We start from the raw sequence: 13240 nt of genomic DNA, 5'->3' as shown, positions 1-13240 counted from the left end.
TACCACCCGGTGTTCATGCAGGGCTCTTGCGCCCACACCTTAACGTACGCCTGTCAGAAGTCGTCGAGAACATCTGTGAAAACTGCCAGGTTATACGTTGTGCGTTAACGAGCACCACCGATTTCAACTTACTGCGCCGTACATATGAGTACTCGCTTGCTCGTATCTATGAAACTCCAAGACCATTTTCTAATGATATATCTTACTCGATTTCACCAACCACGAGCTCTCTTGTTAAGATTTAAAATTGTACTTATCTTTTCAACGTTTATGTTGTACTTACTATAACTTTCATTTTGTGAGATGTCAACACTTTTTCCAAATTTTATTTTTATTTTTCTCATTTTTATAAAAACCGCCTTGCTGTCAATATTATGGTATACTCTTTACAATGTAACCAAAGGAGCAAATTATGTATCAACCAACACACAATACTAATACTGTCGTCGAAGAAAATATCCAACATTCTGGTCGTAATGTCATGTTTTTGTCCGCTGATTGGTGTGGCGATTGCCGTGCTATTAAGCCTTTTGTCCAAAATATTAAAGATACTATCAGCAAAACTGCTAACTGGTTTGATGCTGATCGTGATGAGAACCTTGATGTTGCCACAAAATACAATATGCGTGGTATTCCGTCATTCGTATTGTTTGAAAATGGCACAGAAATATCTCGTATCGGTCATGGTGAGCGCTTAACGCCTAATCAGGTACTTGACTGGTATCAAAAAACTTTGTGAAACACCTTTCAAATAATCCAACTTAAAAAATGAAGCCATCTCACACATGAATAAGTGAGGTGGCTTCATTTTTTTGACTATTTTTCCGTTTTAGCAATAAAATCTTGAACAACATCTGCTGGAATGGCAAAACCCATTCCCTCAACACTGACACCATCAGTTGATGATGCAATTTTTGAGGAGTTAATACCAATCACTTCACCAGCTAAATTAATAAGTGGTCCACCAGAATTTCCGGGATTAATTGCAGCATCCGTTTGAATCACCTTGGCCGCACCAACACCCGTTTGTTCACTTGATAACTCACGTCGTGGTGCGGAAATAATACCACTTGTTACTGATGTGGCATAGTCAGATCCTAATGGTGACCCTATCGCTAATACTTGTTGACCAGATTGTAACCCATTAATTTTACCGAATGAGGCAGCCGATTTGATAACAGTTGTTTTAACTTTAATCAATGCAATATCTTTTTCAACATCTGTACCTACCACAGTTGCCTTTATCTTATCGCCATCTGATGTAATCACTTGTAAGGCATCAGATTTAGCTACTACATGATTATTAGTAATGATATAGGCGTTGCCGTTGGCAACCTTATAAATGACACCTGAGCCCTCAGAAGCCGTCTCAATTTCAGACGAACTTTGGCCCTTATCTTGTTGTGTTTGTCCAAATAGTCCCGCAAAGCCATCGCTTTGTTGTGACGCATTATTTTGTAAATTTTGAACCGTTACCACTGCATTTTTCACTTTATTATACGCTGTTGTGGCATTATCTTTACTCGTATAAGCGATTTTGGCAACCGATGCTTGACCAGATATATGCGCTACTTTTTTGGTAGCTGTTTGCTGTTGAAACCAAGAATTAGGTTGCGTACCAGAATAGACGACACCACCACCCACAACAGCGGCTACGACAGCTACAGTAATCAGGGCATGTTTCATAATATAATCCTCCTCATATAACATATACTATCATGCAATAACAGTTAATAATCATTAAAGGGGCAGTGTCACTTTGATGATTGTTCCCTTTGGTTGATTATCTAATACAATAATCTTGCCACCATGTGCATGTACTATCCATTCAGCAATCGATAATCCAAGCCCTGTGCCACCAGTTTGTCGGCTACCTGTTTTATCTTCACGATAGAAGCGATCAAAGACATGCTTTTTAGCTTCATCACTAATGCCACGCCCTGTATCTGCAACACTCAACACAAATTTTCGTTTTTCAATTATTGCTGAAATCGAAACGGTGGCGCCTGCTTCAGAATATTTCATCGCATTATCTACTAGCAAAACCAGTAACTGATGAATACGTTTTTGATCAATAAACACAGGTTGATTGACGCGTGTAGATAATAATACTTGTTTACCATCAAACTCAGCCATTTCCTGATAAGGTGCCACAATTCGTGACAAAAATTCAGCAATATTAGTCGACTCTTTTTCAATACGTGTCATGTTAGACCCTGACTTTGCCAAAGTAAGCATATTATTAGTTAATGATGTCAGTCGCCGAACTTCAGATAGAGATAATATAATCGCATCCGACTGTTCTCGAACAGTCGATTCTGGACGCGTGAGCATATTTTCTAATTTACCTTGAATAACGGCCATTGGCGTTCGTAATTCATGTGCTGCGTTATTAACGAAATCTTGTTGCTGCTGCCAAGCTTTGAGAATAGGCTTCATATTTTTTAAACTAATCCAATAAGAAACCATCAAAGTCAGTAATCCAAAGGTACCAAATGACCACAAAATAACCTTTTTAAATTGGTTAAGATTAAAAATAGTATCTGTCACATTCACAGTGATAATACCATATTTAACAGATTTACCATCATTATTTTTCGCACCATTAACAAAATTCACTTTAATCCCACGATAGTAATCGTTGCCTATCTGTACAGTTTCTGGTTTGGATGACACAAATTTTGACGTGTATTTAAATTTCTTTTTATAAGTCGATTGCATTGGATCTGGTATACGATCATCAATAACCAATTTCTTATTTTTATTATATACCCAAACATCTGCTAACATATTTGATTGTAATAATAATGGTGATTTTCTATTAGAATCAGCCGAATTTTGAAGTGCACCAGCCATATCATATTGTTTAATTTGTTGTGTGATAGCTGTATCTGAATTTTGAAATATTGTCCGTGTATAGGACCAATAAATGACACTTCCAAGAACTGAAAATATAATAAAAAAACTCGCAATTAATAATAAGAAGCCGCGAATTTGTTGTTGTTTATTAATGACATTAGGCATCTTTAACCTCTAAAATAAAACCAATGTTACGCAAAGTTTTAATTAAATCGTTTTGCCCAACAGATTCTAATTTTCGGCGCAAATTGTTAAGATAGATATTAACAACGTTGATTGTTGTATCAGAATCAATTCCCCAGACGCGATCAAAAATTTGATCACGTGTGACAATAATGTTTTTATTTTGCGCTAAATATGTCAAAATATCGAACTCTTTACCGACTAGTTTAACTTGCTGACCATGAACTTGCACCCCACGATTTTCTAAGTTAATTAAAACGTCACCAACAGTAATCATATTATCTTCGGAATATACACCTGCACGACGTAACAAAGCTTTGACGCGTACTAATAATTCTTCACGGTAGAATGGTTTCGTAAGATAATCATCTGCCCCAACATTAAAACCTTCAATTTTATCATCAAGTGAACTTTTAGCGGTCAAAATCAAAACTGGCGTTTCAACATCATTTTTTCGCAGATATTTAATCACCTCAAAACCATTTTCACCTGGCAACATTAAATCAGAAATAATTAAGTCATAAGGCGACTCCTGACCTTCAAATTCACCGTCAAGACCATTATCAACAACATTGACATCCGCAAAATCATCTAAAAAGCCGACAATATTATCTGCCAAATTCACATCGTCTTCTATTAATAATATTCTAATTGCTTTAGCCATTTTTATATCTCCAATGTACTGTTTTATATACTTTAGTGTAATACTTTATGATTAATAGGAGATTAAATTTCTCTATTGTAAAAAACAACCTCTCATTAAAGTGGCTATTCCTCAAATTAGAATGATACGCAATAGCTGTATTGTTTCAAATGCGATATGGATAGACCATAGGTATTCTCTCAAACAAAAAAGTATCATTCATAAATGACACTTCGACATCACCAAACTGGCTTAATTTTCACGTTTGTTAGCCCACTTTGGCTTACCTTTATCTTTGGATACTTTCGAACGTTTTTTCTTTTTTGGCTTGTCTATTATTTCAGACGTTGTGGTTTGTTTCATTTTTGGTGTCACATTTTGAGTGTTTTGTGCTACCGAAAGCATGTCACTCGTTTTTTCTCGGTCATTGCCCTTTGAACGCTCGCGTTCGGATGATTTATTTTTCGTTAACGCTTCCTTTTTATCAGCAAAAGAATTCACTGCCTTAACCAACTCAAAGTCATCCCCTAACTCGCGTTTCAAATCTCGTATATCATGATCATTACCAAGATTTAATACACGACCTGGTTTGCCCATGCGCCCTGTACGGCCTGTACGATGAACATATGTTTTTTTGCTTTGTGGTATTTGCGCATTTACGACTAAAGGTAGGTCTTCAATGTCTAATCCACGAGCAGCGACATCTGTTACAAGTAACAAAGTTACCTCGCCTTTTTTGAATAAACGCAACGCATCAGCACGTTGTACTTGGCGCTTGTCATTACTACCAATGCTCATGACACTCGCATGCGCATGACGCAAGGTCGCCTGCATATTCACCAAACCGCTAATTGTGTTAAAAAATACAAGCGCCTGTTGATTATGTCGAGCCAATTGAATCAGCATATTGGCTCGTGCCTTTTGATCAACATACTGAAATTCATGCTTAATAGATGCTGGGGCATCTGTACCAACTGAAATTGGCCGCACTTCTTGATGAAATGTATCAGCAACATATTTCAAATCAACACCAGATGTGGCTGAAAACAACCCAAGTTGAACATTTTCGGGTAACTGATTTGCTAATTCTTTCAAACTATCATGTCGTTCATCTGTCAACATGGCATCAGCTTCATCAAAGATAATGGTTTGAATACCATTTAATTTCAAAGCACCACCGTCAACCATTGTCAATACGCGACCTAATGTGCCTATAACGATGTGTGGCTTTTCTTTTTTTAGTTTATCTGATTGACGTCGCCCATTGGCGCCACCAATTAGACTAGCCACTGAAACACCAATTAATGCGCCCCACTCACGTGCAACAGTTGTTGTTTGCATCGCCAATTCTTGACTTGGTGCTAAAATCAATACCTGTGTTCGCTTTACTTTAACATCTATACGCGATAGCATTGGCAGCATAAAGGCCAATGTTTTACCAGTACCAGTTGGTGCTAAACCAAAAATATTTTCACCCGCTGATAAGCGATCCCAAACAGCATCTTGTATCGGCGTTGGCTTTTCAAATTGATTTTTAAATTTATCTTGTAATTCTGGTTTAATTGCCATGAAATTAGTATTCTTTCTTGTCTGCCGGAAATTCTATGCTAGCCGACGAACGTAAGTCAAACAAAGTTTGGTTCACTTGTTTGGCAAGTTGAAACCACTGACTATATTTTGTGTGATTTTCAACGGGGTCATTAATAATATCTGCAAAGTCTTGTGCTTCGTGCTTCATAGGATTTTCATCTGGCTTTTGTCCAATATTGTCAGCATGTCCATCACCATCATGGTATGTTATCGTATCAAGCTCAGCAATATTTGATACTGCAATGGTTTCTTTCAAACCATATATTTCACTTGATAGATAAGAATTAGCACTCTTCCCAAATATTAATGTCACATTGAAATCATCATAAAATAAACTAGCTGTACCCTTGCCATCTGCACCATTAGCCAATAAAATCGGCAAATATTGCACTGCTCGGGGTGCACCAAATAGTGCAATAGCTGCATAAATAGGATATACGCCTAAATCATACAAAGCACCTGCGCTAAAATTACGTGATAAAACATTTGGTTCCTCACCAGCTAAATACGCATCATAACGTGATGAATATTTTTGGTAAACTAAAGTCGCACCCTGTAATTGCGTTAGTTCGCCCATCGTCTGCTGAATTATTTTAAAATTGGGTTGATGAACATGACGAGCTGCTTCAAAATAACGCACTTCAGGATATAATGTCAATAGTTTTTCTATCTCTGAAAACTCTGCTGGATTACTTGTTGTTGGCTTTTCAACAATAACATGCACACCCGCTTCAATCGCGACTTTTGATTGTTCAAAATGCAGTGCATTTGGCGAAGCAATATAGACCAAATCAATGCCTGTATAGAGATCGCTCAATGTAGTAACAATATCAACATCCACATCGTCAACTGTAAGCGTCTTTAAAAAAGATTCCCCACGTTCTTGCGTTCGAGAATAAATTTTTGACAGTTCATACTCGCCAGTCTCAAGTGCTGCTTCAATGAACATTTTTGTAATCCAATTTGTGCCAATAATTCCAAATTTAATCATTTTATATCCTCAAATTCTTTTTCTGTACCGTTAAATACACTTGTTGGCATTTTGATTGCTTTCAGTCCACTACCAATCGTATGGTCTTCACTATATTGAATGAATTGATTTGCATTTGATTTATTAGTTGTAGACGTGTCAATCAACCAGTACTTTGTGTCAGAAATTGTCGATTTCAACTTGTTTTTCACACTTGGTGTTGTATAAATGACAGTTGATCGATTATAATGTGTCTTTAAAATTTGTATCAATGTGGCTAACCTATCAATGCTAGCTTGTGTGTCTATTTGATTGTCTGTCACATAAAATGCAATAGGCAACTGCCCAACACGATTACCAACATTATCAATAAAATATTGTGCTTGTGTTGAAGCATCAACATTGGCATCATAAACTTGAATGCTACCAACCTTCAATTGTGCAGATCGCGCACGATCATAACTTGATTCATAACTATCATCCACAAAAGATGTTCCTGTAGTTGCACGTAAATAAACGTAATCAACGCCATTTGATGCTAAATTGCTATAATCCACGTACCCTGATGTTTGATTAACCGCCACGCCCTGAACTGAAAAACCAGTGGGTATCGTGTTTGCCGTTAATACAACGGGTTTGGCAAATAACCACACTGCCAGAGTAGCAGTCAATCCACCAATCATCAAAAACCAAGTCATTGCTGTTAGCGTTTTTTTTGTTTTAATTTGTTTTGTTTTTTCAGCGTTATTCGTCATAATATCCATTATACAAAATTTGTTAGCACATCGCTCATTAAATACACTAAATTAGCATTCCAAAGCATGGCGCTATCATCGACCAGTTAGTTTTATAGATGCTTATGTTCTACCGTAGCTTTAATGGCATGTACTATCACATCATCAAAATTTTGTGTGTCAAAATCGTCTAATCCTGCACGAGTTGATCCTCCCGGTGAGGCAACAGCATTTTGTAACTCTTTTGCTGAATGTGTTGATAAAGCTAAGGTTTGAGCAGATCCAAGTACTGTTTGTGTAGCAATATCGGTTGCTAATTCTGTTTCCAGTCCGTTGGCAATACCTGCTTGCGCCAGTGCATCGATATATTTAAACACGTACGCTGGTCCCGAACCGGCAACGGCAGAAAATATAGCAAATTGCGTTTCTGCTAAGTTAAAATTACTGCCAAGGTAATCTGAAAACACCTTGAAAATTGTGTTATTTGTTGCTGTTAACGCAGTATTAGAAAAAGCTGTCACACCTTGATTAATTGCCACATTGACATTAGGTAATGTTCGAACAATTTGTGTCGTATGTGTCGCAGCTATTAATTGTTCCAGTGTTATTCCTGCCAAAACAGATACGACAAGTTTATTTTTAAAATCTAAGTTAGCTGTAACATTTTCTAATTGATTTGGTAAAAATGCTAGCACAATCAAATCACTGTCGTCAATTAATCTTTGCGCTGATAAAGATATTACTCCCCATTTTTCAGTGAGTTTAGCAGCAGATCGCGGTGAATATACGGCAATACTTTTTGCTGATACGCCTTTCGCTAGTAAACCTTTAATCATTGCCTGGGCCATATTACCTGTGCCGATAAAACCATATTTAATCATTTCGGTCCTCCAAATTATTTTCCCTTACTTGATGGTTCGTTTTATAACATTTTATAAAAAGCGATGAGTCAAAACAACCCATCGCTTTTTATTTTGTGTTAACTTCTGATAATTTTGTATCAATCATATCTAAGACTTTGTCACGAGCCTCTTCGCTCATTACAAAATCAAAGCGATCACCATCTATTTGTACTTTTGGTGATCGATCATATGATTCAAACCAAGCGTCATAACGTTTATTTAATTCTTTATAATATTCATATAAATCTGGATTGTCAGCTATCTGTTCAAATGAACGCCCACGCTTTTCAATGCGTTCAAGCATTGTTTCAAAACTAACACGCACATGAATCAATAAATCCGGATTTTTAATATCATTGACACCAGTAATATCAGCCATCATATTATCAACAAGCGACTTATATATATCTACTTCAGTTTGAGTTGCACGATTCAGGTCCGCCGTTAATTGAAATAAAAGTGCATCTTCATAGATTGAACGATCAACAATATTATTTGTTCCGGTAGTCTGTGCCACTTTTATTTGCGCTAAACGCTTGTTTAAAAAATAAATCTGCAATAAAAAGCCGTATTTTTTTGGATTTTCATAGAATAGTGGCAAAATTGGATTGTCATCAACACTTTCGTAAAATGCCTTTGAATCTAAATGGTTCGCTAACATCTCCGTTAAACTTGTTTTGCCGGCGCCGATAGTGCCTGATAATACAATCATGCCAATTCTCCTAATTTCAGTCAATTTGATACATACTTAGTATATCAAAAATCGACATAATTTTCAGAGCTAATTTTGCCCTGCATTTCTAAGTATATTTCTATATGCTTCTAAAGTCAGATGATGTTTTACCATATATTGCGCGTTAGCAATACCAACATAACGAAAATGCCATGATTCATAATCTATCCCAGTTTGTGATATTGATTTTGAATCCTTTAAATATCGTAAAACAAAACCATAATCAGCTGCATGTTTAATTAACCACTTTTGTGATTTAAATTCGTCCATTTGTGCCATTAAGGCAGGATATTTTGCTAATGCATCGCTTCCTGCTAGATCGACTGCAAGACCAGTTTGATGTTCAGATGAACCAGGCGTTTGAATGACACTTTTCGTCAGCTTTGTTGCAGTTTCTCGATCCATTCCGTTTGCTTCATTTTGTTGCAAAGAATCTTGATAAACTTTAGTCTGGGCAGCAATGGATCGATATCCTGATACAAGGGTTGTATCATAACCTGCTACCTTAGCACCAGCACGAAAATCTGTTAAAGGTTTTAGAATTCTTTGATCTATTTGTTTGTCGTCAACTGTCACTTGATTAAAATGAATTTCAGATGTACGTGGATGCTGTTTATTAATCAAAATTAATTGCCAATCTGACAATTTACTATTTTTTGGTAATGAATCACGCTGACTTTTGATAGATGATTTTTGCATTGTCTGTTGCTTTTTCACTAATTTGTTACTATGATTAACATGCAAAATTGTACCAAATGCCACAACAAAAATGATAATTAATCCACATATCCAACCAACCCAATGTTTAGAACGCATTTTCATACAACAACTTCCCCCTATTATTATCATTGTAACCCACGTGATAATAATTGCTAATTCTGATGATCATACAAAAAATGCCAACACAGAAATGTGTCGGCATTTATTTAGTGGACAGCCAGGGGCTCGAACCCTGGACCCACGGATTAAGAGTCCGTTGCTCTACCAACTGAGCTAGCTGTCCATTTGTCACTTTCACAACAAAAATTAGTATATCATGAATTTGTTGTTTACGCAACAATTTTTCTCATACCCTTTGACTAATCGCGTAGTTCATAAAATAATCTTGCAACGTAGGCAACCTGAGTGATAAACATGACAACCATTAATAACAAACCTACTTCAGTTAATGATAGCGTGATAACTCTATCAAAAAAACGATTAAATGATACACTAATTAAAGCTAAAACAACTAACACAATGAAACCTATGCGTAATGCAAAATGCTTGGCACCCATAATAGCAGCCAATTCGCGTTCATCATTATATAATTCATCTATTGTGATTTTAAGGTGTGCTTTCGGCGACATTTTTATAGCTTTTTCTTTTAGCCTTTTTTTATGATGTAAAAGAAGCGTCACATAAACAAAATAGCCTACCAATATAGATGTCTTGCCTGTCAAACTATATGTTATAAATAACAAAAGTAATCCGAACACCAATGCTGTCATTTTAACAGCGTTTTTTTTAACATTAATCACGTTTATCCCCTTTTTATTTAAAATTATAATACAATTTACGATATTGCTATACATGCCCAATATCACTGTCATCATTCGACTGATTTTTTGTATTTTAACCATTTTCTTTACTATCGATAAATAATTGGTCAATTGTTGTTTCTAGTATTTTTGCTAATTTGAAGGCTAGTGCTAATGATGGATCGTACTTTGCATTTTCAATGGCATTAATTGTTTGTCTTGTAACATTGGCCTTTTTTGCTAATGCTTCTTGTGATAAATGCCCTTGTTTTCGACGTTCACGAATTATATTTTCCATCTATCATTCTCTTTCTGTAAAAGATGTTTTACATATGTAGTAAAACATCTTTTACAATTTTTGTCAAAAAATTCCCTAAAAAAAATGAACCTGCAAAATTTTGTAGGTTCATTTTTTAGATTTATTTATCATCATAACCAGTTGGATGATTTTGATGCCAATGCCAAGCTGTCTTAATAATGTCTTGCACATTATCATACTTTGGTGCCCAGCCTAAAATATCACGTGCCTTATCAGAATTGGCAATCAAAATATCTGGATCACCAGCACGACGTGGCCCAATTTTTGACGGAATAGCAACGCCTGTTGCTTCACGTGCTGCTTCAACCATCTCTTTAACAGAGAAACCAGTTGCAGAGCCCAAATTGAATTGATTTGATTCATGTCCATCAGCTAAATATTTTAAAGCACGTATATGTGCATCAGCTAAATCAAGTACATGTACATAATCTCGAACATTAAACCCGTCTGGTGTCTTATAATCATCACCAAACATTTCAATATACTTACGCTGTCCTAATCCAGCTTGTAAAATAATTGGTACAAGATGCGTTTCAGGTGTGTGATCTTCACCAATCGAACCATCTTCAGCTGCTCCGGCTACGTTAAAGTAACGTAGAGCAACCCATTTAACACCATCAGATTTGTCCGACCAAGCCATGATTTTTTCCATCATAAGCTTTGATTCACCATAAGGATTGATCGGATTTTGTGGGTCAGTTTCTTTAATTGGAATATTTACTGGATTACCATACGTTGCAGCAGTTGAAGAAAAGACGATTTGCTTCACATCATGATCTTTCATCACTTCAAGTAACGTGATCATACCACTTGTATTATTATCAAAGTATTTCAATGGATTTGCTACTGATTCCGGTACAATTGAAAAAGCTGCAAAATGCACAACCTGCTCAATACTTTCTTTGTCGAAAACTTCTGATAACGCTGCTTTGTCACGAATATCAACTTGATAAAACTTAGCCGATGGATTAACTGCATCACGGTGACCGGTAAAGAGCGCATCCACAACGACAACATCACGTCCACTCTCAACAAGCGTTTTTACCATATGTGAGCCAATGTAACCTGCCCCACCTAATACCAATACTGACATAATAAGCCTCTCTATTTTAGAATTAATGATATCTTCAGTTTACACTAAAAGGACACATCACGCCACTTAAACTCAGCTTCTGCACTAACAACATCACCTAACATGATACGATGTTTACTGGTTTGTTGTTCCAAAATCACTTGTGATTGAATCATATGTCCTAAGCGAACTTCATTCTCAAATTTCAAATTAATATCAGTCACTTCGTGCGTTGTTAAAAATTCTGGCGGGATAACATCTTGCATCCATTCAAAATACTTTGAATTATTGACATGCTTATTGGCATCAATATCAAGATAACGTACATGGTACTCATTTTCTTCAAACGTTTCATCAGTACCAAACTGCGCTGGTTTGGCAATACGTGGAATTTGTTTAACACGCTCTGCCTGATATTTATCAACAATGTCTTGTGGCAATCGTGCCATACGTCGATTTTTAATATCGATCATTGTCCAAATTGAATCAACACGAATAATTTCGTTCCCATTCATGTCAAAAAAAACAAAGGGCCGACTGACAAAAAAAGGGTTATATTTTGCGGCGTATGTTTTAATTGTAATTTCTTCGTTTATTTCGGGACGACGTGTAATATGGATCTCATATTGCAAAATAATCCAACCTAAACCACGGCCTAAATATATTTTTTGTCCGACATCTAACGCATCACTTTGCTTTTTTGAAGCCAACACTGCCCAGTTTAAAATCATTGGTAATGTTAACTTGCCAGTTGTGTCAGCTTCATAATATTCAACGTGTCGTTTAATTTCAAATGTTTGCATAATAATCCCCCTTACAAATTGCCTCACGATAGATTTTTAGTCAATATCATGGTAATCAGAATAAACTGCCTGTCTGTCAAGTCCCCGTGATTTTGCAATTTGCTTGATTGCCATATTGGGTTTCAACCCTCTACTGATCAAGGCCGCAACAGCATCATGAACAGACAAACCAAGGTCATCAGATTTCTTTTTTTCTTCTACTACACCTTGATAACCAGCAATCATCACCACAAATTCACCACGAATGTCATTATCTTTTGCCCATTCAACTAACTCTTGTGCTGTACCACGTAAAAATTCCTCGTAACGTTTAGTCAATTCGCGGGCCAGAACGACACCTCGATCATCGCCCATAATTTTTTGTATATTTTCTAATGTTTTTTTGATGCGATGTGGTGATTCATAAAAAATAATAGTATCTCGTATGCTTGATAATTGTTCTAATTCTGCTAATTGTTCATTGTTTTTACGTTGTAAAAAGCCATAAAAATAAAAAGGTTGTGGCACTAACCCACTTGCAATCAAAGCTGTAACACCAGCCGTTGCACCTGGAATTGGCACAACAGTTATATTATTTTCAATTGCGGCAGCAACGAGTTCTTTGCCCGGATCAGAAATAGATGGCATACCGGCATCACTCACTTGAGCCACATTTTTGCCACCTTGTAAATCCAAAATAATACCAGGAATTTTAACTTGCCAATTATGTTCATGAAAACTTGTTTGTTTAGTATCAATATCAAAATGATTAAGTAATTGTTGTGTATGTCGTGTATCTTCAGCCGCTATTAAATCAACGTTTTTTAATGTATCAATCGCGCGTGGCGTCATGTCTTGCAAATTACCTATCGGGGTTGGCACCAAAAATAATGTCCCTGTTTGTTTTTTTTCAAAACTTTTTTGTTGTTGCAT

15 protein-coding genes and 1 tRNA gene are annotated in these 13240 nt (G+C 36.3%); 1 reads left to right on the top strand and 15 read right to left on the bottom strand.

The annotated features are described in order from the left end of the window. Nucleotides 1–412: 412 nt before the first annotated feature. Nucleotides 413–739: a thioredoxin family protein gene (locus K5Q14_RS04715; protein WP_220734668.1), complete on the top strand. Its 327-nt coding sequence runs from the start codon at nucleotides 413–415 to the stop codon at nucleotides 737–739. Between the two features lie 77 nt (nucleotides 740–816). On the opposite strand, the gene K5Q14_RS04710 is transcribed toward K5Q14_RS04715, so the two are convergent. From K5Q14_RS04710 to rsmI, 15 genes are all read right to left on the bottom strand, one after another. After that, nucleotides 817–1686, bottom strand: a complete 870-nt coding sequence (locus K5Q14_RS04710; protein ID WP_220734667.1) for a S1C family serine protease — start codon at nucleotides 1684–1686, stop codon at nucleotides 817–819. Between the two features lie 54 nt (nucleotides 1687–1740). Next, nucleotides 1741–3024, bottom strand: coding sequence for a sensor histidine kinase (locus tag K5Q14_RS04705; RefSeq protein ID WP_220734666.1), 1284 nt, complete (start codon nucleotides 3022–3024; stop codon nucleotides 1741–1743). Then, nucleotides 3017–3706 (bottom strand): response regulator transcription factor, encoded by a 690-nt coding sequence (locus K5Q14_RS04700; RefSeq protein ID WP_220734665.1) that lies wholly within the window; start codon nucleotides 3704–3706, stop codon nucleotides 3017–3019. The genes K5Q14_RS04705 and K5Q14_RS04700 overlap by 8 nt, the downstream gene beginning before the upstream one ends. A 231-nt stretch (nucleotides 3707–3937) precedes the next feature. Continuing rightward, nucleotides 3938–5254 carry a DEAD/DEAH box helicase gene (locus K5Q14_RS04695; protein ID WP_220734664.1) on the bottom strand — a complete coding sequence of 439 codons (1317 nt, stop codon included), beginning with the start codon at nucleotides 5252–5254 and terminating at the stop codon, nucleotides 3938–3940. Nucleotides 5255–5258: 4 nt separating this feature from the next. Beyond that, nucleotides 5259–6266, bottom strand: coding sequence for a Gfo/Idh/MocA family protein (locus tag K5Q14_RS04690; RefSeq protein WP_220734663.1), 1008 nt, complete (start codon nucleotides 6264–6266; stop codon nucleotides 5259–5261). Beyond that, nucleotides 6263–7000 (bottom strand): GH25 family lysozyme, encoded by a 738-nt coding sequence (locus tag K5Q14_RS04685; protein ID WP_220734662.1) that lies wholly within the window; start codon nucleotides 6998–7000, stop codon nucleotides 6263–6265. The genes K5Q14_RS04690 and K5Q14_RS04685 overlap by 4 nt, the downstream gene beginning before the upstream one ends. Before the next feature lie 92 nt (nucleotides 7001–7092). Then, nucleotides 7093–7860, bottom strand: coding sequence for a pyrroline-5-carboxylate reductase (proC, locus tag K5Q14_RS04680; protein WP_220734661.1), 768 nt, complete (start codon nucleotides 7858–7860; stop codon nucleotides 7093–7095). An 88-nt stretch (nucleotides 7861–7948) separates the two neighbouring features. Then, nucleotides 7949–8593 carry a deoxynucleoside kinase gene (locus tag K5Q14_RS04675; protein WP_220734660.1) on the bottom strand — a complete coding sequence of 215 codons (645 nt, stop codon included), beginning with the start codon at nucleotides 8591–8593 and terminating at the stop codon, nucleotides 7949–7951. A gap of 69 nt (nucleotides 8594–8662) precedes the next feature. Continuing rightward, nucleotides 8663–9436 (bottom strand): M15 family metallopeptidase, encoded by a 774-nt coding sequence (locus K5Q14_RS04670; RefSeq protein ID WP_220734659.1) that lies wholly within the window; start codon nucleotides 9434–9436, stop codon nucleotides 8663–8665. A 108-nt stretch (nucleotides 9437–9544) separates the two neighbouring features. Continuing rightward, a tRNA-Lys gene (locus tag K5Q14_RS04665) sits at nucleotides 9545–9617 on the bottom strand. A 76-nt stretch (nucleotides 9618–9693) separates the two neighbouring features. Further along, entirely contained in the window at nucleotides 9694–10134 is a 441-nt protein-coding gene (locus K5Q14_RS04660) for a hypothetical protein (RefSeq protein ID WP_220734658.1), read from the bottom strand. A gap of 94 nt (nucleotides 10135–10228) precedes the next feature. Further along, nucleotides 10229–10432, bottom strand: a complete 204-nt coding sequence (locus K5Q14_RS04655) for a helix-turn-helix transcriptional regulator (RefSeq protein ID WP_220734657.1) — start codon at nucleotides 10430–10432, stop codon at nucleotides 10229–10231. Between the two features lie 121 nt (nucleotides 10433–10553). Next, nucleotides 10554–11546, bottom strand: a complete 993-nt coding sequence (gene galE / locus K5Q14_RS04650) for a UDP-glucose 4-epimerase GalE (RefSeq protein ID WP_220734656.1) — start codon at nucleotides 11544–11546, stop codon at nucleotides 10554–10556. 44 nt (nucleotides 11547–11590) lie between these two features. Continuing rightward, nucleotides 11591–12328: an acyl-[acyl-carrier-protein] thioesterase gene (locus K5Q14_RS04645; protein ID WP_220734655.1), complete on the bottom strand. Its 738-nt coding sequence runs from the start codon at nucleotides 12326–12328 to the stop codon at nucleotides 11591–11593. A 36-nt stretch (nucleotides 12329–12364) separates the two neighbouring features. Beyond that, nucleotides 12365–13240, bottom strand: a complete 876-nt coding sequence (gene rsmI, locus K5Q14_RS04640; protein WP_220734654.1) for a 16S rRNA (cytidine(1402)-2'-O)-methyltransferase — start codon at nucleotides 13238–13240, stop codon at nucleotides 12365–12367.

This window comes from Leuconostoc inhae, from assembly GCF_019656015.1.
GTDB classification, from domain to species: Bacteria; Bacillota; Bacilli; order Lactobacillales; family Lactobacillaceae; genus Leuconostoc; species Leuconostoc inhae_A.
The sequence above is the reverse complement of the archived record's forward strand: the minus strand, read 5'-3'. Positions and strand labels throughout refer to the sequence as shown.